This is a genomic window from Ilumatobacter sp. (genome assembly GCF_046290335.1).
Classification (GTDB): domain Bacteria; phylum Actinomycetota; class Acidimicrobiia; order Acidimicrobiales; family Ilumatobacteraceae; genus Ilumatobacter_A.
The window spans coordinates 1-25674 of the sequence record NZ_JBKAGH010000007.1 but is presented as its reverse complement, the minus strand read 5'-3'; the positions used below and the strand labels follow the sequence as shown (position 1 = coordinate 25674).

Below are 25674 nucleotides of genomic sequence, written 5' to 3'. Positions count from 1 at the left end.
AGGGGAACCACATGCGGGGTACGACATGAAGCAATTGACCGGACTCGACGTGAGTTTCCTGGTGATGGAAACGCCCAACACGTACGGCCACGTCAACGGTCTGAGCATCTACGAGCGCCCGTCCGACGACTTCGACCCCTTCGAAGTGGTTCGCGAGCGACTCGGCATCATGGTCGGCCACCTCGAGCCGCTTCGTCGCAAGCTCGTCGAGGTTCCCTTCGAACTCGACCGGCCGTACTGGATCGAAGACGCCGACTTCGACCTCGACTATCACGTCCGACACATCGGCCTCGCCCCGCCGGGGGCCGACGATCAACTCGCCGAGCAGGTCGCCCGGATCGTGGGCCGCAAGATGGACCGATCACGGCCGCTGTGGGAGGCCTACGTCATCGAGGGCCTCGCCGACGGGCGCTGGGCGTTGCTGCAGAAGACCCATCACGCAACCATCGACGGCGCGTCCGGCGTGATCATGCTCAAGATGTTCACCGACGACTCGCCCGACGAGGTGTACCCGTACGAGCACAAGCCGTGGGTCGGAGAGCTTCCGCCGCCGCGCGCGGAGATGCTGCAACGAGCGGCTCGCAACCTGGCGATGAACCCGATCCGGGGGATGCGTCTCAGCTTGAGTGTGATCCGCGACGTGGCCGACGCGGCGGGCATCACCAGCGTCAGTGGGATCGTGTCGAACGCGCGCAAGCAACTCGGTGCGATCGCTCGGCGCAACGACCCGTCGCACGATGCCGAAGGCGGAGGCTCGGTGAACATCCCGCTGTCGCCGGCGCCGCCGACGCCATGGAACCACTCGGTCACGCCGCATCGGCGGTTCTCGATGCGCTCGATGCAACTGTCGAACCTGAAGCGGCTGAAGGAAGCGACCGGCGGCACCCTGAACGACGTCGTGATGGCGGTCTGTACCGGTGCGCTGCGCCAGTACCTCATCGAACACGACGCGCTGCCGGACGATCCGTTGCGGGCGATGGTGCCCGTGTCGATCCGCACCGGCCAGGAGGAAGATCCGTGGACGAATCGGGTGTCGGCGATCGTCGCCGAACTGCCGACCGACTGTGAAGACCCGCTCGAGCGTGTGACCCGGTGCCGCGACGCGATGCACGTCGCGAAGCGCCAGTTCGACCTCGTGCCGGCCGACGCGCTGGCCGAGGCAGCGGAGTACACGTCGCCGGTGGTCGCGGCCTCGGCGATCCGATTGGTGTCACGGCTCAAGCTCGCAGATCGCGTGAACACGCCCGTCAACGTGGTGATCTCCAACGTGCCCGGCCCGCGCGATCCGCTCTACTTCGCCGGCGCGAAGCTCGATGCGTACATCCCTGTGTCGACGATCTCCGACGGGGTCGGGCTCAACATCACGGTGCACAGCTACGAAGACCGGATGGACTTCGGTCTGATCTCGGATCGCGAACTGGTCCCGGATCTCTGGCATCTCGTCGACTTGCACATCGAGGAGATCCACCGCCTGTTCGAGGCGACCGGTGCCGAGTGGGCAGAGGAACCGTTGCCGACGCCGATGCGCTATGGCGGCGACGGTGTCGCCCCGGTGCCTGCCGCGCCGACGCCAGCAACGAAGACGGCGACAACGAAGACGCAGCCCGTCCCGAAGCAGCAGGCGGCCAAGAAGCGGACCGCGGCCAAGAAGCCCGCCAAGAAGTCGTCGGCCAAGAAGTCGTCGGCGAAGAAGTCGTCGGCGAAGAAGTCGTCGGCGAAGCAGCCCACCTCGGCGGACTGACCGAGAGATGGCTGCGCCGACTCCATCCGGTACGCAGCAGGGCTTCGCTGCGCCGCCGCCGTGGAAGGCGGCGCTCGAGTATCGGGCGGTCGGTGAGCGTGTGCAGATGTCGGCACTCATGCCGCTTCTGCGCCGACTGCCGCGCGGTGACGGCCATCCGGTCGTCGTGCTGCCCGGCTTCACCGCGGGTGACGGCTCGACCTCGCCGCTGCGCAAGTTGCTGCGTGATCTCGGGTATCGCACCTACGGCTGGGGGAGCGGCGTCAACGTCGGCCCGACGCCGGCGATCCTCGACGGGCTGGTCCGCCGCCTCGACCGGGCCTACGAGCGCGACGGCCAGCCGGTCAGTCTGATCGGTTGGAGTCTCGGCGGGATCTACGCGCGCGAACTGGCTCGGGCGTATCCGCGTCGGGTTCGTCAGGTGATCACGCTCGGAAGCCCGATCCAGATGACCGGCGACGATCGTTCGAACGCCTCCGCGGTGTGGGCGCGGCTGCGGCGATTTCATTCGCCGAACTTCCACCGCGACGTCCGCGACGCACACCGCCCGCGGCTGACCGTGCCCGCCACGTCGATCTACTCGACGACCGACGGCGTGGTGAACTGGCGATCGAGTCTGATCCGTTCCACACCGCACAGCGAGAACATCCAGGTGTACGGGAGCCACTGCGGTCTCGGCTTCAACGCCAGCGCGATCTATGCGATCGCCGACCGCCTGGCTCAGCCGGCCGGAACCTGGGAGCCGTTCCGCGCCCCGTGGTTCCTTCGCTCTGCGTTCCCGCGCCCTCACGAACTCGACCCCGACCGCCTCCCGATCTGATCGCTCGTCCGTCTCGATCAGATCGTCTCCGACCGGCTGCGACCTCGAGAGACGTTCAGCTGGTCGCGTTGGTACTGAGCCAGGTGTGCCAGGCCTGTCCCGTGCGTCCCGCGATCTCGGTCGCGTCGGGGCCGTACAGGTAAGCCCACACCGACACACTCGACAGATCACCGGCTGCTTCTGACGCGATGAACGCAGTGCCGGGTGCCGGGCCGTCGAGCAGGAGCGAGATGCGAGTCGGCCCGGTGCCAGCCACCGTTCCACTGATCGCCACCGTCGCGTCGTCCGTCGAGGCCACGATGCGATCGCCGATCTGCGGCGATTCCGGCACTCCGAGCAACGACGTGAGGCGGGCCCACGCTTCGACCGGGTTCTGCGGCCACATCGCCATCGGCAGCATTGCGGTGGCGAATCGTCCGGCGAAGTGCTGCAAGTGCAGTTGGAGATGGAAGAGGAAGATGCGCCACCCGTCGGTCATGGCGTCGTACTGCGAGTCCCATTCGTCGCCTGACCCGAACCCGGAGTTGACGAGGCGGACGATGCACGTGCCGCCGTCGCGGGCCTCGATCAACCACTCGAAGGCGAGCCCCTCGCCGGGGATTCCGCTGTCGATCGCGAACCGTCGCGGCGGGTCCCAGGCGGCGACGCGTCCGTGCGCATCCATGTCGGGCCCGAACGACGCAATAGCTGCGCCGCCCTCGTGTTCTTCGACCTGATGTGGCACGTACCACGAGGAGATCCCAGGACCGGTGGCGATGGCCTCCCAGACTTCTTCGGGGGTGCCGGCGACCTCGACTTCGAGTTCGATGGATCGTTGTTCCCCGTTCCGTTGTTCTTCGGTCTGTCGTTCTTCGGTCTGTCGTTCTTCGGTCTGTCGTTCTTCGGTCATGGTGTGGTGCTCCTCTCGGTGGATGTGGGAGTGATCGGTGCCTCGATCGGATGCGCTGCGAGTACGACGCGGTGCCAGCGCCCGCGCACTGCCTCAGCCGAGTGGTATCGCGCGGCGAGGGTGGCGACGGCGTCGGTCAACTCGCTGGTGAACGCCGCCCGGTCGGCGGCGTTCGCGAACTTCAGTTCGGTGTCGATCGCCAACGTCGCCAACGGTTGGCCGGCGGCGTGGGCGCGGCGCATCAGCGTCGACACTTCTCGAATCAGGCGTGACGCGAGGGCAAGCAGATAGCTCGAGGAAAGGCGGTCGGTTCGCGCCGGATCGGCGGCACTCCTCCCGAGCACCTCGGGCGACAGCACGTAGGAGCGCGCGGATGCGACCATCACTCGCTCGGTGAGACCGCGGCGTGGCCGCTCCTCGACGAGCTCGACCAGCCCGGCCTCCTCGAGTGCTCTGAGGTGATAGTTGATCTTCTGGCGGGGTTCGCCGAGCGCCTTGGCCACCGTGGTCGACGAGCCTGGCGTCGCGAGTTCGGCCAAGACGCGGGCGCGGATCGGGTCGAGCATCGTCGCCGCCGTGTGGATCTCGTCGATCACCTGGACGTCGATCATGGCTCGACCCTACTCATGCGCAACTCCAATTGACAAGAAGAATCGTCAAATGTGCTCCACCGCTGTGTGATCCGACGTCGCGAGTCGAAAGGGGTGCGTACATCACTGACGAGCCGTTCTCGATCGTTCAAACTGGAGCGATGCCGCGACCCCGTTGTCTTGTTCGCGCGTCTGGAGCGATCGGTGTCGCACTGGTTGCACTCGGAACGCTCTCGCTCGGCTCGACCGTCGACACGGCCGACGCCCAGACCACCGGGGGTTCGTACGTGCCGGTGCCGGTCGCTCGACTGCTCGACACGCGTGGCGATCTCGACGCGGCGATCCAGGTCGCCGTCGGCAAGGTGCAGCCGGGCCAGCCGCTGCGCGCCCAGATCGCCGGCATGGCCGGGATTCCGAACTCCGGCGTCGCGGCGGTCGACCTCAACATCGCCGTCACGGCCGTCGAGGGCCGGGGCTTCCTCGCGGTGTACCCGTGTGCCGACGGCAACGACGGAACGGCCCGACTGAACTACACGCCGCGACCCGAACGGGGAGCTTCCGCGATCGCCGTGCAGGTGCTCGCACAACTCGACGACGACGGTGCGGTGTGCATCGAGGCGTCGCAGCCCGCTCACGTCATCGTCGACACGAGCGGCTACCTGCCCGACGGCGGGCCGCTCCGACCGGTGTCGGCGACTCGGCTGTTCGACACGCGCGACGGCACCGGAGCGGTACCTGTCCCGGCCGAGCAACCCGCGGTGCGGACGCCCTTCGAGATCGAGGTCGCCGGGGTCGCCGGCGTACCGACGACGGGTGCCAGCGCCGTGTTGTTGAGCGTTGCGGCGGTCAACGGCGCAACCAACGGCTTCATCTCGGTGTTCCCGTGTGCCGACGGCTACCAGGAGACCGCCAACCTGAATCACCGGGCGGGCGCGCCGATCGCCAACTCGGTCATCGCGCCGATCGATCCCGACGGCCGCATCTGCTTCTACACGACGACCCCGGTCGACCTGGTCGTCGATCTGTCGGCGTGGTTCTCCGCCGACGCTGCATTCGGCGCGCTCGCTCCAGCGCGCGCGGCCGACACGCGAGATGGCACCGGTGGCATCCCGATCGGACCGTTGGTGCCGTTCACGCCGCAGCCGATCGCGCTCGCTGGTGTGGGCGGCGTTCCCGAGTTCGGCGTCGACGCCGTGTCGCTGAACATCGCCGCCGCTCGCGGCGCCGCGGCCGGATTCCTCGCCGTCTTCCCGTGTGACGAGGAGTGGAACGGCACTGCGTCACTCAACTTCCAAGCCGGTGAGCCGATCTCCAACGGTGCGCTGACGCCGATCGCTGCCGACGGCACCGCCTGCCTGCTGTCGAACCGAGCGGTCGACGTCGTGATCGACGTCAACGGGTGGTTCGGCGTCGAGCCGTCGGCCGTGGACGACACGTTCGACGTGGTCGAGGATGCGCCGGCGAGTCGTCTGAACGTGCTCGCCAACGACGACGGCGCCGCGTCGATCACGTCGGTCGGGTCGGTGACGCAGCCGGCGAACGGCACGGTGGTGGTCGTCGACGAGGGTGCGGCGGTGACGTACGTGCCGGATGCGGACTACTGCAACACCGGCGCGGCGCCGGACGAGTTCACGTACACGTTGCGCCCAGGCGGATCGGTCGCGAGCGTTTCGGTCTGGGTGTCGTGCGTCGATGACGCGCCGAGCGCCGTTGGCGACGATGGCGTTGGTTTCGACGTCGTCGAAGACGATCCGGCGGTCGAGTTCGATGTGCTCGCCAATGACCTCGACATCGACGGCGGTCTGATCGCCGTCGGGTCGGTGACGCAGCCGGCGAACGGCACGGTGGTGGTCGTCGACGAGGGTGCGGCGGTGACGTACGTGCCGGATGCGGACTACTGCAACACCGGTGCGGCGCCGGACGAGTTCACGTACACGTTGAGCCCAGGCGGATCGGTCGCGACCGTGTCGGTCGGGGTGACGTGCGTCAACGACGAGCCGGTCGCATTCGACGATCGGTTCGAGTCCGATGCGGCAGAGCCCGGCGGGCCGGACGACCGCAACGCCGTCGGCAACACCCGACTTGCCGTCGGAACGGGTTCGGGTGGGGTGCCAGCCCGTTCGATCGCCGGCAGCTTGCTCGACAACGACGTCGACGGCGACGACGGTCAGGTCGACGCCGACACGCTCGTCGTCGTCGACGTCCAGACGTCGGGCTCGCTGTCGGCGGTGACCGATCAGGGCGGCACGGTCGCCGTCATGGCCGACGGAACGTTCGTCTACGACCCAGCGGTCGGCTTCGAGGGATTCGACTCGTTCGCCTACACGATCTCCGACGGCGAGGAGCAGGCAGTGGCATCTGCGGTCATCGAAGTCGCCGAACTGGTCTGGTACGTCGACTCGTCGGTCGACACCGTCTTCTCGGGGACCGGCACCTCGGGCGATCCCTACAGCCGAACCGACGCGGTCCGCAGCACCAGCGGCGACATCGACGAGCCCGGCGACATCATCTTTCTGTATCAGGGCACCTCCGACGGAACGGCGGGCAACGCCTACCAGGGCGGCCTCGCTGTCGAGGAAAACCAGCGGGTGGTCGGCGAGCCGGCCGGGCTGACCGTCGACGGCGTCGAACTCGTCCCGCCGGACCCCGGCTTTCCGGAGGTCACGAGCACCGTCGGCGCCGGCATCGACATCTCCTCCGGCGCCCGACTCGACAGCGTCCATTCGATCGCCACCGGGTCGTCGCCGGGCATCCAGATCGCGTTCGCCGACGATGTCGAGTTGCACGATGTCGGCCACTCGGGCTCCGGCTCGTCCGGGCTGTACGTGCTGGACGTCGCCGGCCCGATCGTCTCGACCGGCACCATCACGATCGACGGCGAGGGCGTGCTGTCGAACGCCGGCATCCTCGTCGAGACCCCGCAGAGCGCTGGCACCGTGACGATCGCGAACGTCGACATCGATGCCGTGAGCGGCGATGGCATCCGTGTCGAGGGAGCGCTCGGTGGCGGCGACGGCGCGGTGACGATCAATGACGGAACGATCGACGGGAGCAGCGGCTACGGCGTGAACCTGGACAACGGTGACGGCGCGATCACCATCGACGCCGACATCGGAACCACGACGTCCAACATCGGCCCGCTGCGCGTGTTCGACCGCAAGGGCGGTGACGTCGCCTTCGGTGGCTCCGTCTTCGACTCGTCCGACAACGACCTCGAGATCGGCGGGACGAACAACACCGGCACGGCCATCGGCACCGTCACGTTCACCGGGCCGGTCACGCTGCAGAGCGCCACGGGTATCGGCGGCGACGGTACGGGCATCCTCGTCGAAGGCCCGAGCAATGTTCCGGCCCTCGACTCGACGATGACCGTCGACTTCGACGGCCCCGTTCGCGTGCTCGACAAGATCAACGGCTTCTCGATCCGGGCGACCGGCACCCACACCCTGCGGTTCGACGGTGGCCTCGAGATCGACACCGGTCCCACGGTCGCACTCGGGATCTGGGTGGGTTCGGCGACGGTCGAGATCACGGATGCCCCCGGGGTGGCCGAGACGATCTCGACGAACTCCGGAGCGACGATCCAGTCGACCAACGGCTCGGGCACCCTCACGCTCGACTCGGTGAGCGGGTCATCGATGATCGTGCTACACACGCTTCCCGAGGCGGGCCAGCACGTCGACATCGATGCGCTGAACCTCACCGGCGGCAACTTCATCACCCTGTTCCTGGGGGGCGCGCCCCTCGGACTCGATTCGGCGCGCATCGGTGGGGGCTCCATCACTGCGTCGAACGGCAGTGCCATCGACATCCAGAACGTGCCCGACGTCGACATCGACCTGTCGCTCGTCGACGTCTCCTCTGACGGCGGGAACACCGAGGCGGTGTTCGTCACCGGTACCGGCGGCGACATCGACATCACCTCGCTGTCGACCGGCGACGTCGGCGACGGCGTGCTCCTGGTCGACAACTCGGCGACCATCTCGTTCGGTTCGATCGACATCGGTGACCCCGGGTCGAGCCCGAGCAGCCGTGGCGTCGCGATCATCGACAGCACCGGTGCCGTCGATCTCGGCACCGGCGACATCACCGCTGCGGGCGGCGACGCGTTCGTGGTCGACGGCGGGTCGAACCCGGTGACGTACTCCGGCACGATCACGAACTCGGCCAACAGAAGTGTGGTGGTTCGCGACCGGACCGGTGGCACGGTCACGTTCAACGGTCTCGTCACGCACACCGGGACCTCTGTCGGCGTCGACACCTCGAACAACGCTGCGGGCTCGACGCTGCGCTTCGCCGGCGGACTCGGCATCGACGTCACCGGCGACGTCGGGCTCTTGCTGACCGCCGGCGTGCACGAGATCGTCGACCCGGTGGTCGGGTCCAACACGGTGTCGGCGACCGTAGGGCCGGCGCCGATCTTCCTGAACGGTGCCACGATCGGCGCGGCCGGGGTCACGCTCGAGTCGGTCGGCGCGAACGGTTCGACCGACGGCATCGTCCTCACGTCGGTGGGCGGTACGGGAACCTTCCGTGTGACCGGTACGGGTGCGAACCACTCGGGCGGGTCCATCACGGCCAACACCCATGGCGTCGAACTCGTGTCGGTGACCGCGCCCGTGGTGCTGACCGAACTGTCGATCGCGGCGACGAGCGGCAGCGGCATCCTCGCCGACCGGACGAGTTCGCTGACGGTCGACGGCGTGTCGATCACCCGGTGGGCGAGTTCGCTGGGCAACGCCGGGATCTCGTCGGTCGGTTTCGAGAGTGGCGCCCGCTCGGTGACGTTGCAGGGAACGGACTCACGCAACTCCATCAGCAATTTCGCCGGCAGCTCGGAGGGGAGCGGGGTGGCGTTGACGGCGTCGGCCGGCGACTACGACATCGTCATCGACGAGACCGACTTCTCCAACCTGGCCGACGGCGTCTCGTTGCGGCCCGGCGGCACGGCGCGCTTCGACGCCGTCATCGGCGACCCGGGATCGGGCGACGCGTCGACCGGCGGCGGGCGGGTGACATCGATCGGGGCGACCGGTAACGGGGTGCAGGTCGACGTCGTCGCCGGTTCGTCGACGCTGCTCATCGACGAACTCGAGATCGACGGCGTGCTGGGCCCCGGCGGGTTCGATTCCGGTGTGGTGCTGACGACCGACTTCTCCGGCCAGCTCGACGCCGTGATCGAGGACTCGACGATCGGCTGGACGATCCCACTGCGAACCAACGGGCTGTTCGTCGGCCCGGGCGACGGGACCATTCGCCTGGCCGTTCGCAACGTCGTCGCGATCGCCGACGAATTCGACGGGGCGCGTCTCGTCGTCGCTGGAAGCGGCGAGCTCGATGCGACGATCGACGGGTCGGTGATCAATGGCGTCACGGGTTTGTCCAGCACCGGGCTGTTCGTGCGGACGACCACCAGTGCTGCTTCGGTGTGCCTGGATGCGACGGACAACACGTTCAGCGGCGTGCTCGACGACCTCGTGATCGATCAGGAGCCCGGTTCGATGTTCGACATCGCCGGTCTCTCCGGCGGCTCGAACGCCGCCGCCGTCGACGCCTACTTGCAAGCGAACGGCAACACCTACGTGTCGGGCGGTTCCACCATCGTCGGCACCACGTTCACCGGGTTCCCCTGCACCCTCCCCACCATCCCCTGACCCCAGCGCGATGAGCATCATCCGGCCCCCGCCGGATCTCGCTCATCGCCGTCATCATCGCGTCGGGTCAGGCTGCGGTGACTCTTGGTGGGCCGGTCGAGCGGATGGTGCCGTCGGGCAATCGGAGCGTGAGTCCGCGGTGGGCGCCGAGGGTCAATGTCCACTCGTCGTGGTGGACATTGCTGTGGTGTCGCGTGCACAGCGGTAGAAGGTTGTCGAGATCGGTCGGTCCGCCGTGTTCCCACCAGATGATGTGGTGGATCTTGCAGCGGTCGAAGTGGGTGGAGCAGCCCGGGATGGCGCACGTGGTGTAGAGCGCACGAAGTGCCCGGCGCTGGGCCGCGTTGGCGAGGCGTGTGCTGCGGCCCAGGTCGATGCGTCCGGGTGCGTGGAGGACGATGCCGTTGCGGATCACGATGCCGTGCACGTCGGCATCGCTCGACAGCGAGGCCAGAACCGATGGTGGGAGTTCGACGGGGATGGAGTGGTGCGCGACGGGCCCCGGTTGGTGTGGCGCGTCGGCGTCGATGACGACGACGTACTCGGGTCGGCGCGGTCCAACCCCGACGCCGCTGGCTGAGATGAGGCGGGCGAAAGCGTGGGCGCGGAGGAAATCCTGCTTCGCTCGCGCGTCGGGTGGGCAGCATTCAGGGACGGTCTCGGCGAACAGCGTCTCGATGGCCGTGTCGAGTATCGAGGCGAGTCGGATGCCGGTGACCGGGTCGAATCGGCCGCGCACGTTCCACATGCCGTCGTCGTCGACCCAGGTGCGCATCGACGTGTTGCGACGCTGCTGCTCGAGTCGGTCGATGCCGTCGTTCGCGAGGAGTCGTTTGCGTTCGAGGCCGAGTCGGCGCTGGAACTGTTCGATGGTCGAGTGCGCGGCGATGTCGGCGAGGGTGTCGGCGACGTCGATCAGTGCTGTTCGTTGCTCGGCGTCGAGTCCTTTCGTGGCGCGGGTGAGTGCGTCGACGTGCCCGGCGGTGATCGCTGCGTCGTCGAGTGCGTCGGCGAGCGATGGGGCGGCGTCGAGTGTGTCGGCGCGTTCGATGGTCTTGGTGGCGCCGTTGAGCGATCCGCGTGATTGTTCGGCGATCGACGCTTCGGGGAACGACACGGCGGGGCGGAGCGCTCGCACGATGTCGGCTTCGGTGCGGTCGAGCCAGGCTCGTAGATCACGTACGTCGCCGAGTCGATCCTGGAGGTCGACGACGGTCGCTGCAGCCGCGGGGATCAACAGTCGTGTGGCGCACAGCCGCTCCACCCGCTCGATCACTCCGCTCGAATCCATGCGCCCATTCTGCGCACAGGGGTGTGACAGAGTTGTCGCTCCAATACCTGGCCAGCTGCTCTCTGGAAGAACTGGCGTTCGACACGAGACGGTGATGATCGTCAGGTGGCGCCAACGGCGTCGATGACCAGGTGCGTGGTGGTCTGGGCGAAGATGCAGATGGTGCCGGCGTCGGAGAGCGTGGCGATGATCTCGTTGTTGGCGATCTCGCCGGCGCCGTAGTTCAGGCTCGCCGCGGTCGGCAGGTCACCGCACGGATGGACGGTCAGGAACCCGCGACCGCTCGGTGCGACCGTGGTGAGGTTGAGCACCGCGGTCGTCGCATCGGAGGGCACGCCACCTCGGCCGGCGATGTCGAGCTCCAGCGTCGTGCCGCCGACGATCGCACCTTCGCCCTGGAACCGGTCGTCGATCGTGTCGCCGGTTGCTCGGGTGTCGAGCAGGCGGGCCGGCGACAGCGCGTCGTATCCGGCGTTGTCGGGCACGTCGCCGACGACGTCGATCACCAGCTGGGTCGTGGTCTGAGCGAAGATGCAGATCGAGCCCGCAGGTGACAGCTTGGCGATGATCTCGTTGTTCGCGATCTGTCCGAGCTCGTAGTTGATCCCCGCAGCCAACGGCTGTTCCCCACAGGGATGGATGGTGAGGAAGCCGCGGCCGATCGGCCCGACGGTCGTGAGGTTCAGCGCCGCGGCGGTGGCGTCGGGGTCGACGCCACCTCGCCCGGCGATCGTCACCTCGTAGGTCTCGCCCGATGCGATCGGGCCGTCACCCTGGAAGCGCCCGTCGACCGTCTCGCCGGTGGCGCGTCCATCGGCCAGTCGCGCCGGTGTGAGTGGCCGATATCCGGCGATCGGGGTGGTGAACGACACGACGTCGACGACGAGCCCGGTCGTCTTCTCGGCATAGATGCAGATGGTGCCCGACGCCGACAGGCGGGCGATGATCTCGTTGTTGGTGATCTGGTTCGGCCCATAGTTGAGGCTCGCGGCGAGCGGACGTTCCCCACACGGATGGATGGTGAGGAAGCCGCGCTGCTCGGGTCGGATCGTCGTGAGGTTCAGCACCGCAGACGTGGCGTCGGGGTCGACGCCTCCGCGTCCGGCGATCGTGACCTCGTAGGTCTCGCCCGATGCGATCGGACCGTCACCCTGGAAGCGTCCGTCGACGGTCTCGCCGCTCTCGCGAGTGTCGACGAGCCGGCCGGGCGTCAACGACACGAAGGTGCCCTCGTCCGACTGATTCGGCACGGTGATCGGGGTCGGCGGCCCCGTCGTCGGCGGGGTCGTGGTCGGCGGGGTCGTGGTGGGCGGGGTGCATGCGTCGCCGACGCCGTCGCCGTTGGCATCGGCCTGGTTCGGGTTGGCGATGCTCGGGCAGTTGTCGTCGATGTCGAGGACACCGTCGTTGTCGTCGTCGGGGTTGCAGAGTGCGCCGAGCGTGCTGCAGTCTTGGCCGTCGACGATGGTCTCGCACCCGTCGCCTTCGGTGTCGTCACCGGTGCCGAGGTGGCAGAGGTCGGCACCGCCGGCACCGCCGTGCACGGTGTCGTCGTCGGCGTCGCCGAAGAGCTGATCGTCGTCGCCCTCACCGAAGATGATGTCGTCACCGGGCCCGCCGATGACGTGGTCGCGGCCCGCACCGGCGCAGATGATGTCGTCGCCGCCGAGCGCGTCGATGACGTCGTCGCCGGAGGTGCCGAGGATGACGTCGTCGCCCTCCGTCGGGGACTCGCCGGCACCGATATCGACCGTGACCGCGACGCCCTTGCACAGGGTTGCGCCCGACGGGTTGATGGCGATGTGGATGTCGCCGGGGCCGTCGATGGTGTCGACCTGGATGAGGAACGGCTGGCCCTCCGACGCCGTGACGTCGATCGAGGCCGCGCCGTCGAAGGGGTCGCCGGGTGCGTCGTCCTGGCAGGTCTCGCCACCCAGCGTCGCCGGATCGGCGTAGACGGACATGATCGTGTCGGCGGTCGAGCCGATCGTGTTGAACGTGAAGGATCCGTCGCTCGGTGCGACCCAACGCCACCAGAGGCCCTGACGAGCCACCTCGCTGAACTCCAGGCAACTCGGTCTGGTCTCCGTGCCTGGGAAGTTGAACAACTCGCCGTCGCGGTTGGTGGCGAATTCGTTGCTCAGGATGCTGTAGTCGGTCGCGCCGATCAGCGGCGTGGCGTTCTCCTCGTAGTCGCCGGCCGGTGACAGCACGATCCTCGCCGACCCGGACTCGCCCTCGAAGGTGTCGAGCTGGATGAAGTACTCCGTGCCCGCTGTCGGCTCGAAGCGGAGGTGGGACTCGAACCTGAACACTGGCTCGCCGATGTCCTCGTTGCAGCCGACTTCGGTGAGCACGCCGTCCGTCTCGGTGTAGATCGCGAACTGCGTGTCGAGGTTGTCGGAGTGGCGCGTGTCGATGTCGACCGGCCCGCTCGTCGGGGCGGTCCACGACCACCAGGCGGAATACTGGATCGGGTCGGCGCCGAATGCGCATGAGGGGTCGGGTTCGCCCGGTTCCTTGCCGGTCGGGTAGTTGCCGGAGGAGAAGTTGGCGCTCGACTCCGCCCACCCACCGACGAACACCTCTCGATCGATGCGGAGATCATTGCTGAACTGCTGCTGGAAGTGGAGCTCAGCGAAGCCCTCGGCGCCGGCGTAGCCGCTGAGCGCAACGAGGAACTTCGGTCGGCCGCTCCCGACGTCGAAGCGCACCTGGCTGTCGAGCGTGCCACCGAAGTCGTCGTTGCGGGCGACCTCGATCAGACCGCCAGCACCGTCGTCGCGGTAGACGGCCAGCACCGTGTCGAACGTCGTGTTGGTCGTCGTGATCGTCCACGGCGTGGCGAGGTACGGCAAGTTCTCGTGGGAGAAGTTGACGCCCGTGAACTCGAACCAGACCGACGAGCCGACCGGGACGTCGGCGTGCAGGGGTTCGCCGGCCTCGAGGGAGGCCCCCACGTTCGTGGTCGTGATCGTGCCGCCGAACGTCGGCGTGGCGTTTGCGCGCATGTCGTTGTCGACGGTCGCCCGTCGCACTTCGAGCTCGAATCGGTCGCCCTTTCCATCGAAGTCGTCGACCTGGAAGTAGTACGTCTCGCCGGCGAACGTCTGGATCGGGGAGAAGCCCATCGATGTGAGGTCGGGGCTGGAGGCGCCCGCCGCCCGATCATCGCGTGCGGCGTACACCGCGAACTGTCCGGATGCGTCGTCGAAGTCGATGAGCGCATCGTCCTGCGCCTCGTACCGGTACCAGACACCGTCGCCGTCTGTTTCGCGCAGTGCGTGTCCGACCGTGATCGACGGGTTGGTGCCGCCGCCCGGGGCGATCGGCAGTGCCGTCTCGGGGGTGTCGTTGACCGGTGGGATGAACTCGGCGGAGAGGACGATGTTGCCCGACGCGCCGCCGAACCCGTCGACCTGCACGATCAATTCCTGCGGGAACTCGGTGCCCGGGATGATGTGGTCATGGAGTTCGAACTCCACGGCGCTGTAGCGGAGTGGCGGGTTCTCGTCGTCGTTGCGTGCGACGAGCGAGAGCTCGTTCAACGGCGCGAGTCCGGGCCCGACGTACACGGACATCAGCGTGTCGAAGTCGCTGCCCTCCGTCGTGATGCGGAGACGACCGGCGTTCATGAACGGGTCGTACTCGTCGAACTGGATGCCGAACGGGTCGAGGTTGACTCGGAACCACGTCGTCTTGCGCGCCGGTTGGCTGGCCGAGAAGTTCGGTTCGCCCGGCTCGGCCGTGGCGAACACCGAACTCGTCGTCACCGGCGGGCTGTCGACCCTCACGAAGAAACCGGGGTGATCGTCTTGGATCGGCGGGGTCCGGCGGAGCGACAGCTCGAACGGTCCGACCTTCGTGAGGTCGATCGCACCGGTGGCGAGGTCGCAGGAATTGCGCACATAGACGCCGAGGTCGATCGGCGACGTGTTCGGCGCGGTGATCTCGAGACCGAACTGGCCGAGCTCGGAGTCCTTCGACACGCGTTCCATCACCTCGGGGAACTGCGGCGAACCGTCGGCGGCCGTGGTGCCCTCGACCTCGGCGAGGTACGTGCCGGGTGCCGGCGGTGTCCACCGGTACCAGACCATGCACTGGTCGAAGCCGCCCGTGGTCTCCTCCACGGCACCACCGTGTGTGGCGCGCGCGGTCGTACCCGACACCGTCGTGATGCCACTGATCGGCGTCGCGTTCGCGACGGAGTCGTTCGGTGGGACGACGAGAATCTGTCGTTCGTATGAACGCGACGTCTCCCCGTTCTTGTCGAGGACGACCGCCGAGAAGTCGATGAGTCCGACCGGGACGTCGGTCAGGGTGTGGACGACGTCGTCGACACGGAAGAAGCCCGAGACGCCGCTGGTGGGGATCGTCGTGCTCGTGGTTGCGCCATCGGGCGTGAAGGTCGTGAACGTCCACGGTCCGTCGGCTGGGTTGTCGACCCACGAGAAGTCCACCTCGATCGAGAGATCGGTGGTGACGAACACCGAGGTGTCGGACCACTCGTCGGTGAGCGCGTCGAGGGTGATGTCATCGGCGGCCGAGTCGGAGTCGAAACGGATCGAGCGGGGTTCTGGCAGCCGGTCGACGATCGCGACGGTGCGGGTCGCCCGACCCAGCTCGGTTCCAGCGGCGGTCTCCACGATCACGGTGATCGACGCGATGCCGTCGTTTTCGAAGATGACCAACGGCTGCTCGATCAGCTCGCCCGCCGTGTTGCGGACCAGCGAGGTGTTGAGCCGGCGCTGCCACTCGGCGGGAAAGGCGCTGTTGACCTCCACCGGTTCGGGCTGCGCCACGAACGGGTCGAGTGCGCCGGAGAACACGTCGATCGGGACGCCCGTGACCTCGTAGCGCCACGTGATGTCGAGTGGTGCCGGCGGGAGCTGGAACGCCGTCTCGAACCTGAGCGCAGTCCCTTCGACCTTCGTGTCGGGTGCGAACAGTTCGATGTCGGTGACGCCGTCGCGGTAGAGGCTGAACGGCAATGTCTGGACGACGAGCGGTTCGGTGGTTCCGGTCACGCGGATCGTCGCCGATGCGACGCCCTGGATCCAGTCGGAATCAGCGGGAAGCGACCCGGTGTAGGTGAACTGTGCGTAGCCGATCTCACCGTCGGTGACCGTGCCGACGTTGCGGACGATCGGGGTGGACCGACCGGGCACTCGGAACACGACCTGGTAGCTCGCCTGCTCCTCGGCCAGGAACGCCGCAGCGAGCTGCACGGTTTCGCCGTTGCGGACGGCGACCACCCCGGGGTCGTCGACCAGCTGGCCGGTGAGCAGTTCCCAGCTCCACGCCCCGGGAATGCCGCTCTGGCTTGCGGCGATGAAGGCCTGGGTGTTGACGTTCTGGTTGTTCAGCCCGCCGGGATCGCCGAGGCCGTTGGAGGTGCCGAAGACGGTGCCGACGGGCGGTTCGCCGCAGCCGACCGTGTCGGGCTCGGGCGAGCTGCTCGTGAACGCCGAGAGGTTGCTCGCGACCGACTCGTCGAAATCCCAGGCGAGCTCATACTGGAACGCTCGGGTCGCTCCGCCCTGGTTCGGTGTGGCCGTCCACCGGATCGCGCCGTTGATCGCTCCGTTGGTGTCGATGCCGTCGGGGTTGACGCCACCGATCTGGATCCCGAACGTGAAGCACCGGACCCGGATGACATCGAGGTTGGCATTGCCGCCGGTGAAGAAGTCGGCGGCGCCGGCGACGAAGCCGGTCAGACCCTCGGAGAAGTCGGCGAAGAACTCGCTCTTCACGCTCACCTGGAGGGAGAACGCGGTCGGTCGACCGTTCTCGATGCCGGCCGACGCGGCGATCGACCAACTCTCGTCGCCGTCGGCATCCTCGGTCGTGATGAAGAACGAGAAGCCGTCGGTGCTGAGTGCGACCTCGCCCTCGACGGACAGGAAGCCGTCGATCGCGATCGCGCCCCCGATCCGGAACGACTGCTCGGTACTCGTCAACGTGAGTGCGACGGACGCGTCCTCGACGGTGATCGGGTCGATCTCGAAATCGCCGAGCGCGGCCTCGGCGACGATGCCGTCTTCGCTGACCTCGAGACGAAGGTGGACGAAGCACGTGCTGTCGTTCGAACACCGCTCGGCGCCGTCGGTCTCGCTGGTCGACTCGACACCGCAGGCGGCGAGATCGCGGTCCGGGTCGGTGACCGAGATCGTCGAGGAGCCGGGGCCGAGGTGGAGGTCACCGCCGATGATCAGACCACGCTGCAAGCAGAGTGCATCGGATTCGATGGTGGAGAAGCTGAACTCGGCGTTCTTGACCGCGAAGTCCGGCAGCTGGCCGCCGTCGATGGCGGCTCCGAACTGGTTGGCGAACTTCACCATGTCGTCGCGCGTCAGCGAGTCGGCGAAGAGTCGCAGGCCGAAGTCGAGCTTGCAGTTGCACGGCGTCGGCGCTGGCGTGGTGATGGCGAACGCGATCGATGCGTCGATCGTGGTGCCGCCCGCCATCGTGCCGTTGCCCTGGTCGGTGCCACCGAAGCGAGCCTTGGCGCGCACACCCAGCTGCACGCCCGTCTGGACGCCGGTGAACACCTTGATCTCGACGGTGACGTTCTCCAGGTAGAGCCAGTCGAGACCGAACGGCTCGACCCACCCGTTGAGTCCGCCGGCGAGCGTGAACGACACCTCGGTCGGCGAGATCGACAGCTCCGCCTCGGCGAAGAACTCGATCGGGGCCGGTTCGTCGGGGAACTGGATCGTGAGGTCTCCCGCGAGGCTGAACGACAGGTCGGTGCCGTCCTTCTCGATCGCCATGCTCAGGTTCGCCGACTTGAACCACTCGGCGTCGGGGCTGTTGGCGGGAGGGACGATCGTGGGCAGTGCGATGTCGAGCGAGAACGGTCCGCCGCCACCGAACACCGGGATCTGACCGGTGACGCGGAATTCCGAGCCGGGCGCGAGCCACAGTTCTTCGAGGACACCGTCGAGCGACGGGATCCGGATCCCCGCGGTGAAGCCGATCCCGGAGGCGACCTCGAAGTCGCACCCGAGGTCGTCGGCGCAGTAGACGGGGCGAGCGCGTCGGCGGCCTCGTCGCTGAGATCGGAGCGCTGCAGCGTGTTCTTGCTGATGACGATCGATCCGGACGGAATCGGGATCGAGGCGAACGTCGACTCGAGGTTGGAGCTGGTGATGTCGCCGAGGGTGAGTCCGTCGGGCAATTCCAACGCGAAGATCGCATCGGCATCGTCGAACTGCGCGAAGAAGCTGATCGCCCGGTCCTGCCCCCCGACCCGGAGGACCGTCGACGACTGCAGACGGGCGGCCAGCGTGTTCTGGTCGTCGATCTCGAACGAGATCGACGTGTCGACGATGCGAACGTTGCGGACGTCGGTCGGCAGGGTCGGGAGGGTGGCGCCGGTGCCGCTGGCCACGATGTCGGCGATCTTGCCGAGGCTGACATCGTCGACATCGAGGCTCGCCGCGACGGTCTGACCGAGGGTCACCGAGAGATCCAACGACACGCCCTGAACGACGAGCGAGCCACCCACGGTGATCGTCGGGCTGCCCGAGCCGGGAATGTCGAGGTCGAGGTTCAATCCGGTCACCCCGACACCGAGGCCGAACGGCTCCCAGGGCGTGTCGCCGGAGTACGCACCGCTGAACGCGATGTCGCCGTCGTTCGGGCCGCCGACCGTGATCTGCGCCGCAGCTTCGAACGTCAATTCGCCGTCGTCGAGCACCGGGTCGTCGAGCGAGATCTCGGCCGAACCGGCCACCGTGACGGCGTCGGTCGGCTGGTCGTAGGCGATCGCGAAGCTCCACGCGGTCGACGGGAGCCCGAACGGCAGCTTCAGACTGCTCGCTTCGACCGAGGCGCTCAGCGAGAAGCTGGTGTTGGTGTCGATCGTGCCGTCGTTGAGCAGTTTGGCGACGCTGGTGTCGATCGAACCCGAGACCGCCGCGTTGCCGCCGTCGTGGAACTCGCCGAGTGGGTCGCTGATGTCGGCGGAACCGCTGAAGGTGACACCGACGAGCAGCTTGTCGACGTCGGGGTAGAACGCCTGAGCCTCGGGCGTGGCGTTGACCTGGGGGCCCGTGGCGAGCACGAGTCTGCCGCCGAGGAGCATGGTGGTGTCGGAGGTGCTCAGGTCGAAGAGACCACCCAACCCGACCGTGATCGAGGGCTCGGGCGTACCCGCCTCCCAGTCGACGACGACCAGTGCGTCGACCTCGTTGCCGCCGAAGGAGATGCCCGACACCTCGAACGTGATCGACTGCGTGCCGGGGTACGACGTCATGTCGGCGGTGCCCAGATCGAACGCATTCAGCGCGTTCGTCGGGTCGATCTCGGGCCAGCCGATGGCCACGCCGGTGCCGTCCGGCAGCCCGAGGATCTGGGTTTCGGCCGCCGAGAACGACGACGTGTCGAGTTCGGCGAATCCGATGCCGGGCGAACCGGGGGCGGCGATGCGAGCCTCCACGGTCGCGGTGGCGGCGCGGGCGGCGGGTTGGCCGAGGAGACCGAGTAGACCGATCACCAAGCCGACCAGCAGCAGCGCGAGCACGCCGAACAAGACGCCCGCACGTCCGAGGCGGCTCCGCACCGGGCCCGAGGGGCCCCCGGCGGCGGCACCGCCGATCATCCGACCGGCACCGCGCCGCCCGGCACTGGGACGACCGACACCGGGCCGTCGACGTGCCCATCTGTGCTGGTCGGCCTGGATCCCTCCCGGAATGACTTCCATGCAACGAGCCTGACCCTCGTGGCAGTGTCCTTGCCAGCGCGAAGCTACTCAAACTCGGAGAATTGACGAGAGCGCGTTACTCAACAGGCTCCCTGGGCGGCCGCTACGCGCGCACCGCCGTGCGGCGGCCACGATCGGTGGTAGCTCCGATCCGGCCGTCGTTCTGTCCGGTCACTACGGTCGATGCATGGACTTCGCCATCCCTGCATCGACGCAACAGCTTCTCGACGACCTCGACGCGTTCATCGAGTCGACCATCAAGCCAATGGAAGACGAGGACGACAACATCCGCTTCTTCGATCACCGTCGAGAGGATTCGCGCACCGATTGGGACCGCGACGGGCTTCCGAACGCCGAGTGGGAAGCGCTGTTGCGACGGATGCGCGTCGCCGCCGACGAGGCCGGCTTCTACCGGTACCAACTCCCGGAGCGCTTCGGCGGCAAGAACGGCTCGAACCTCGAGATGGCGATCGTGCGCGAACATCTCGCTCGCAAGGGGCTCGGCCTCCACAACGATCTGCAGAACGAGAGCTCGATCGTCGGCAACCTCGTCACCGTCTTGATGATGGAGAAGTACGGCTCTCCGGCACAGCAGGCGGAGTGGATCCCGAAGATGCTCGAAGGAACCGCTCGCATCGGTTTCGGGTTGACCGAGCCGCTCCACGGCTCCGACGCGACCTGGATGGAGACCACCGCGGTGCGCGACGGCGACGAATGGGTCATCAGCGGTGAGAAGTACTGGAACACCGGGCTCCACCACGCGACCCACGACTACATCTTCGCCCGTACGTCCGGCGAGCCTGGCGACGGCCGTGGCATCACCTGCTTCATCGTGCCGACCGACAGCGCCGGATTCAGTATCGAAGAGTTCATGTGGACGTTCAACATGCCGACCGATCACGCTCACGTGAAGCTCGACGAGGTGCGGGTCAGCAACGACGACATCCTCGGCGAGGAAGGACTCGGGCTCCAGACGGCGCAGCTGTTCGTGCACGAGAACCGGATCCGTCAGGCGGCGTCGTCATTGGGCGCCGGGCTCCACTGCATCGACATGGCAGTCGACTACGCGAACCAGCGGACCACGTTCGGCAAGCGACTCTCGACCAACCAGGCGATCCAGTTCCCGCTCGCCGACCTCGCCGCCGAAGCCGAGATGCTACGCGCGCTGATCCACAAGACGGCCTGGCAGCTCGACGAGGGCTACGACCACATGGAGATCACCGACAAAGTCGCGATGTGCAACTACCGCGCCAACCGGTTCTGCTGCAACGCCGCCGATCAGGCGATGCAGACCTGTGGTGGCCAGGGCTACAACCGGGCGATGCCGTTCGAGCACATCTATCGGCATCATCGTCGCTACCGGATCACCGAAGGCTCCGACGAGATCCAGATCCGCAAGGTCGCCGGCAAGCTCTTCGGCTACACCGGCCGCGCCAAAGGCTGACCCGCCCCGCCCAACACCCAGGGTCAGACCCCAGGTGTTGATCACCCAGGGTCAGACCCCAGGTGTTGATCACCCAGGGTCAGACCCCAGGTGTTGGGGGTGCGGTCAGAAGCGGAGGGCGGCGGCGATGCGGCCCTCGGCGGAGAGTGCGTCGTCGGCGACGAGGATCGCCTGGCCACCGTTCTGGACCACCGCTTCGATCGCTTCGTCCACCACGTCGGCGGTGACGTCGCGATGCTCGTCGTCGGTCGGATGCAGATGGCCGTTGTCGTCGATTCGGGCCGACAGCGAGTACCCCTCCTCGATCACGAGGAGATCGATGCGCCCCTCGTTTGCGAGCGGCCAGATCTCGTCGATGCCTGCCGCGAAGCGTCGGCTCGAACGGGCCGCATCGAGTTGCTCGATCGCTCGCTGCTGGCCGGTCGCGATCCAATCGAGCACCAGGGGCCACGCGAGCGTGTGCAACGTCGATGCGTTGGAGCGATCGTGGTTGCCGTGGAGCTCCCCGATCATCTCCATCTCGGCCGAGCCGAGCAGGCGCGAGATCGATCGCTTGACCCCGGCCGCCACGACCGGCAGTTGGTGTTCGGCGTCGAGCTCGCGAAGTCGCTCGGTGATCTCGCGAGCCCACACGGTGTCGCTCACGTCGTCGGCGCGCACCAGCGGCCACTCGTCGTCTCGCTGCTCCACGAGTCGCTGACGATCGCCGAGCAGCACCCTGGTCATCGTGTCGCTGACCGTGACCAGACGGAATGTCGCCGTCCGGTTCAGATCGGCCACGAGGTCGCGGGTCGCGAACGTCTCGTCGATGATCGTGCGCTCGTCGACCTCCACGCCGAGTTGCACGGCCACCTCGATGTCGCGCGAGACACAGAGCGCAAGCGCCCGGCCCGAGCGAGTGCGACTCCGCTGGTCGAGGAGACGGTTGAGGCGGTCGACGAGATTGCCGAGCACCACATCGTCGATCTCGCCGGCGAGACGCCGGTCGACGTCGGCTACGGCCTTGCGGGCGTTCGTCAGCTCCTCGTCGGCCAGCACCGACCCGCGGGTCGTGTTCATCAGGATCGTGACGCTCGGGTAGCTGCGCATCTGTTGGAGCTGGTTCAGGAGCGAACGGTTCATCCGGCGACGTCCTTTCGGGGGGTCGGAGCAGCGGTCGACGGAATCGAGATGACGGGGCACGTCGCCGAGCCGGTCACTCGGTTGGTGGTCGACGAGCGGAAGCGATGCCACCAGCGGCGGCGGAGTCGTGTGCCGATGACGATCATCGCGGCGCCCGTCCCGTAGCGATCGAGCACGGTGTCGATCGAGCCGACGTCGACGACGTGCCTGACCGGGCGCGTGGCGTGGCGATCGGGATGGTCGCCCCACGTCGAGCTGAACACTGCATCGATGGCTCGCCGTGCGGCGACGCGTGCCGATGCTTCGGCATCGACCTGCAGATCGTGGCAGCTGATCGGAGCGTCGACACCCACGTGTGCCCTCGAGAAGGCGGTCACGATCAACAGGTGCAGGTTGGCGTCGTCGGCGGTGGCCGCCGCCCAGCGCAGCGCAGCGATCGATTCGGTCGTGCCGTTCACGGCGACGACCACCGTTCGTTCTCGGCGCCAGCCGGATGGATCGGGCACTGGGTCGTCTGCGATGGCGTGCAGATCGACCGTGTCGGGTGTCGATGCGAGCAGTGCAGTCATGGCCGTCACTCACTTTCCCTCTGACCGGCGTCACTCATGTGCGAGCAACACCTTGTGGTATCTACATTAGATGATAGCTATTGCGATCCACCAGTGGTTCACGCGCGATTTCGGTGACGAACCGCGAGACTCGTGACGTGAGCACCTCGCCAGTCGCCCCCGCCGCCGACGACATCTTCGATCGTTTCCTTCGCTATGACGAGCTCGTCGCCTGGCTCCATCGAGTCGCTGACGACCATCCGGAACTCGTCACGCTCGACTGCTACGGAACGTCGTACGAAGGTCGCGACCTGTGGTTGGTCACCGTCACCGACGCCGCCACCGGCGGCCATCACGCCAAGCCGGCGCACTGGGTCGACGCCAGCATCCACGCAACCGAACTCACCGCCACGGTCGCGGCCTGCGCGCTGATCCGTCGACTCGTCGACGGATACGGCACCGACGACGGCATCACCCGCGCACTGCAGACGCGCACGTTCTACGTGGTGCCTCGGGTCAATCCCGACGGTGCGGAGTGGGCGCTCGCCGATCGCCCCCGGTTCCGGCGCTCCAGCACTCGTCCATGGCCGTGGCGCGACGGTCGCGACTGGCCCGGACTCCACGTCGAGGACATCGACGCTGACGGCCGCATCCTGCAGATGCGCATCGCCGACCCGCACGGTGCGTGGATGGGGCACCCCGACGACGAGCGGGTCATGGTTCCCGTACCCGCCGACGGCGCGCCCCGCGGCGTCGCGACGTACCGTCTGCTCGACGAGGGCCGCGTCGTGGACCATGACGGGTTCACGATTCCGACCCCACCGGCGACCGAGGGGCTCGACCTCAACCGCAACTATCCGGCCGGGTGGGGTACCTCGGTGACCGGGAGCGGTGATCATCCGCTCAGCGAACCCGAGATCGACGCCCTCGTGCGAGCGTTCGTCGCCCGTCCCAACATCTGCGGTGCCAATGCGTTCCACACGAGCGGCGGCCTCCTGCTGCGCCCGTCCTCGACGCGGCCCGATGCCAAACTCGCACCGCTCGACCTGTGGATCTGGAACCGACTCGCCGAACGCGGCACCGAACTCACCGGCTGCCCTGCACACTCGGTCTTCGAGGACTTCACGTGGGATCCGAACGAGACGATGAGCGGCGCTGCCGATGACTGGGCCTATGAACACCTCGGCGTGTTCGCCTGGACGACGGAATTCTGGGACATCGTCGACGCGGCAACGGGCACGAAGCAGGCAACCGACTTCTGGTATCTGGGCCCGACCAGGGAGCAGACACTGGCGGTGCTGCACTGGTGTGACGAGCATCATCCCGACGGGCACGTCGACTGGTACCCGTTCGAGCATCCGACGCTCGGGCCGGTCGAGCTCGGCGGGTGGAACCTGCTCACGACGTGGTCGAATCCGCCGCCGTCGATGCTGCGACAGGAGGTCGAGGGGCATGCCGATTTCGCCGTGCATCAGGCGATGTGTTCGCCGCACCTCGAGATCACCTATGTCGCCGTCGACTCGCTGGGCGAGGGGTTGTGGAGCCTCGACGTCGGCATTTGCAACACCGGTTGGCTCGCAACCGACATCTCCTCACACGCGCGCAAGGAGCGCCTCGTGGCGCCGCTCGTCGCCGAGTTGTCCGGTGACACGATCGAGTTGGTGGGTTCGCTGGCGCGCCAGCAACTCGGTCAGCTCGACGGCCGCGCCGCTGCTCGCTTCTCACACGGCAACGACGGGACTCCCAACCGCGCCCTCGCTCGGTGGACCGTACGGGCCTCGCCGGGCGCGGTGGTCACCGTCACCGCGACGCACCCGCGTTGCGGCATCGTGACTCGAGACGTGACGCTCGAGACCTGACGTTCAAGACGTGCCTGGGTCAGACGTCGGCGATCGGGCCGATGATCGTCTCGGCGAGTTGCGCCGCTTTCGCCTCCGCTCCTTCGGAGCCGAGGAGGAGGAACGCCGGGATGATCGTGCGGGAGACCCCGATGTCGGACAGTTCTTGTGCGGCACCGACCGGATCGTCGCCGAACAGGCCCGGATGCGCAGCGGTGATCTCGATGGCCGCCGCATCGCGGTCGTGATCGGCGGCGGTCTGGCGAACAACGTCGATCATCTCGCTCAATTCGGCGATCGATCCCTTGCCCGGGAAGAATCCGTCGCCGAGCCGACCCGCCCGCTTGGCCGCCGCCGTCGAATGTCCGCCGATGACGAAGGGAACCGAGCCGTTCGCCGGCTTCGGGTTGGAGCTGACATCAGAGAACGACACGAACTCGCCGTCGAAGCTGGCGTCGTCGCCGGCCCACAACGCCCGCATTGCGTGGACGTACTCGTCGGTCCGCGCGCCACGCTGAGCCCACGGAACGCCGAGCGCGTCGAACTCCTCTTCCAACCAGCCGACACCGATGCCGAGCCGCAGCCGCCCGCCAGACAGGCGGTCGAGTGTGGCGGCCTCCTTGGCGAACACGAGTGGATTGCGTTCGGGGAGGATGACGATGCCCGTGCCGAGGATCAGGCGGGTGGTGTTCGCCGCGACGAACGACAGCCAGATCAGCGGATCGGGGATCGGCGAGGTCTTGTCGCCGGGCATCTTGCCGGTCGGCGAGTACGGATACTCCGACCCGTACGAACTCGGCCAGATGACGTGCTCGACGGTCCAGAGCGATTCGATGCCGGCACCTTCGGCGGCAGCGGCAAGCGAGACGAGGCCGTCCAGTTCGGCGAACGGTCCGGTGTTGGCGAAGGCGAGTCCGACGTGCATGTCCGCAAGGTAACCCGCGAGGCGCTCTTGCAGAACATCGTGCCCTGCAACTTGACCCTGCACCTTGACCCTGCACCTTGACCCTGCACCTTGACCCTGCACCTT

13 protein-coding genes are annotated in these 25674 nt (G+C 67.4%); 5 read left to right on the top strand and 8 right to left on the bottom strand.

Annotated elements, in window-relative coordinates:
* The first annotated feature begins 25 nt into the window (after positions 1-25).
* Together ACE37B_RS20830 and ACE37B_RS20825 are read left to right on the top strand one after the other, a co-directional pair.
* Positions 26-1741, top strand: a complete 1716-nt coding sequence (locus tag ACE37B_RS20830) for a WS/DGAT/MGAT family O-acyltransferase (protein WP_409925271.1) — start codon at positions 26-28, stop codon at positions 1739-1741.
* Between the two features lie 7 nt (positions 1742-1748).
* Positions 1749-2561, top strand: coding sequence for an esterase/lipase family protein (locus tag ACE37B_RS20825; RefSeq protein ID WP_409925270.1), 813 nt, complete (start codon positions 1749-1751; stop codon positions 2559-2561).
* Positions 2562-2616: 55 nt separating this feature from the next.
* On the opposite strand, the gene ACE37B_RS20820 is transcribed toward ACE37B_RS20825, so the two are convergent.
* Both ACE37B_RS20820 and ACE37B_RS20815 read right to left on the bottom strand, forming a co-directional pair.
* Entirely contained in the window at positions 2617-3450 is an 834-nt protein-coding gene (locus tag ACE37B_RS20820; RefSeq protein WP_409925269.1) for an SRPBCC family protein, read from the bottom strand.
* A complete protein-coding gene (locus tag ACE37B_RS20815; protein WP_409925268.1) occupies positions 3447-4061 on the bottom strand; it encodes a helix-turn-helix domain-containing protein in 615 nt (204 codons plus the stop codon). Before ACE37B_RS20815 ends, ACE37B_RS20820 begins: the two co-directional genes overlap by 4 nt.
* Positions 4062-4201: 140 nt before the next feature.
* On the opposite strand from ACE37B_RS20815, the gene ACE37B_RS20810 reads away from it, so the two are divergent.
* Complete coding sequence (locus tag ACE37B_RS20810) at positions 4202-9694, top strand: beta strand repeat-containing protein (RefSeq protein ID WP_409925267.1); 5493 nt, start codon at positions 4202-4204, stop codon at positions 9692-9694.
* Between the two features lie 67 nt (positions 9695-9761).
* Here ACE37B_RS20810 and ACE37B_RS20805 read toward each other — a convergent pair whose 3' ends face one another.
* From ACE37B_RS20805 to ACE37B_RS20795, 3 genes are all read right to left on the bottom strand, one after another.
* Complete coding sequence (locus ACE37B_RS20805; protein WP_409925266.1) at positions 9762-10985, bottom strand: HNH endonuclease signature motif containing protein; 1224 nt, start codon at positions 10983-10985, stop codon at positions 9762-9764.
* 101 nt (positions 10986-11086) lie between these two features.
* On the bottom strand, positions 11087-17863 hold the full coding sequence (locus tag ACE37B_RS20800; protein ID WP_409925265.1) for a calcium-binding protein: 6777 nt from the start codon (positions 17861-17863) through the stop codon (positions 11087-11089).
* Positions 17761-19692, bottom strand: a complete 1932-nt coding sequence (locus ACE37B_RS20795) for a hypothetical protein (protein ID WP_409925264.1) — start codon at positions 19690-19692, stop codon at positions 17761-17763. The genes ACE37B_RS20800 and ACE37B_RS20795 overlap by 103 nt, the downstream gene beginning before the upstream one ends.
* A gap of 187 nt (positions 19693-19879) precedes the next feature.
* Between ACE37B_RS20795 and ACE37B_RS20790 the strand changes: the two genes are divergently transcribed.
* Positions 19880-21136 (top strand): acyl-CoA dehydrogenase family protein, encoded by a 1257-nt coding sequence (locus ACE37B_RS20790; protein ID WP_409925263.1) that lies wholly within the window; start codon positions 19880-19882, stop codon positions 21134-21136.
* A 105-nt stretch (positions 21137-21241) separates the two neighbouring features.
* On the opposite strand, the gene ACE37B_RS20785 is transcribed toward ACE37B_RS20790, so the two are convergent.
* Together ACE37B_RS20785 and ACE37B_RS20780 are read right to left on the bottom strand one after the other, a co-directional pair.
* Positions 21242-22258 carry a hypothetical protein gene (locus tag ACE37B_RS20785; RefSeq protein ID WP_409925262.1) on the bottom strand — a complete coding sequence of 339 codons (1017 nt, stop codon included), beginning with the start codon at positions 22256-22258 and terminating at the stop codon, positions 21242-21244.
* The gene (locus tag ACE37B_RS20780; RefSeq protein ID WP_409925261.1) at positions 22255-22827 is read right to left on the bottom strand and encodes a universal stress protein; all 573 of its coding nucleotides are present in this window, start codon (positions 22825-22827) and stop codon (positions 22255-22257) included. The genes ACE37B_RS20785 and ACE37B_RS20780 overlap by 4 nt, the downstream gene beginning before the upstream one ends.
* 137 nt (positions 22828-22964) lie before the next feature.
* Here ACE37B_RS20780 and ACE37B_RS20775 point away from each other — a divergent pair, with 137 nt between their 5' ends.
* Positions 22965-24665, top strand: a complete 1701-nt coding sequence (locus ACE37B_RS20775) for a M14 family metallopeptidase (RefSeq protein ID WP_409925260.1) — start codon at positions 22965-22967, stop codon at positions 24663-24665.
* Positions 24666-24684: 19 nt separating this feature from the next.
* Here the strand turns inward: ACE37B_RS20775 and ACE37B_RS20770 are convergent, their stop codons facing one another.
* Positions 24685-25569: an LLM class F420-dependent oxidoreductase gene (locus ACE37B_RS20770; protein ID WP_409925259.1), complete on the bottom strand. Its 885-nt coding sequence runs from the start codon at positions 25567-25569 to the stop codon at positions 24685-24687.
* Between the last annotated feature and the right edge of the window lie 105 nt (positions 25570-25674).

Excerpts from the sequence above, each read along its gene's own strand:
- ACE37B_RS20830 (WP_409925271.1), top strand. The coding sequence starts at position 26 with ATGAAGCAATTGACCGGACTCGACGTGAGTTTCCTGGTGATGGAAACG.
- ACE37B_RS20825 (WP_409925270.1), top strand. The coding sequence starts at position 1,749 with ATGGCTGCGCCGACTCCATCCGGTACGCAGCAGGGCTTCGCTGCGCCG.
- ACE37B_RS20820 (WP_409925269.1), bottom strand. The coding sequence starts at position 3,450 with ATGACCGAAGAACGACAGACCGAAGAACGACAGACCGAAGAACGACAG.
- ACE37B_RS20815 (WP_409925268.1), bottom strand. The coding sequence starts at position 4,061 with ATGATCGACGTCCAGGTGATCGACGAGATCCACACGGCGGCGACGATG.
- ACE37B_RS20810 (WP_409925267.1), top strand. The coding sequence starts at position 4,202 with ATGCCGCGACCCCGTTGTCTTGTTCGCGCGTCTGGAGCGATCGGTGTC.
- ACE37B_RS20805 (WP_409925266.1), bottom strand. The coding sequence starts at position 10,985 with ATGGATTCGAGCGGAGTGATCGAGCGGGTGGAGCGGCTGTGCGCCACA.
- ACE37B_RS20795 (WP_409925264.1), bottom strand. The coding sequence starts at position 19,692 with ATGGAAGTCATTCCGGGAGGGATCCAGGCCGACCAGCACAGATGGGCA.
- ACE37B_RS20790 (WP_409925263.1), top strand. The coding sequence starts at position 19,880 with ATGGACTTCGCCATCCCTGCATCGACGCAACAGCTTCTCGACGACCTC.
- ACE37B_RS20785 (WP_409925262.1), bottom strand. The coding sequence starts at position 22,258 with ATGAACCGTTCGCTCCTGAACCAGCTCCAACAGATGCGCAGCTACCCG.
- ACE37B_RS20780 (WP_409925261.1), bottom strand. The coding sequence starts at position 22,827 with ATGACTGCACTGCTCGCATCGACACCCGACACGGTCGATCTGCACGCC.
- ACE37B_RS20770 (WP_409925259.1), bottom strand. The coding sequence starts at position 25,569 with ATGCACGTCGGACTCGCCTTCGCCAACACCGGACCGTTCGCCGAACTG.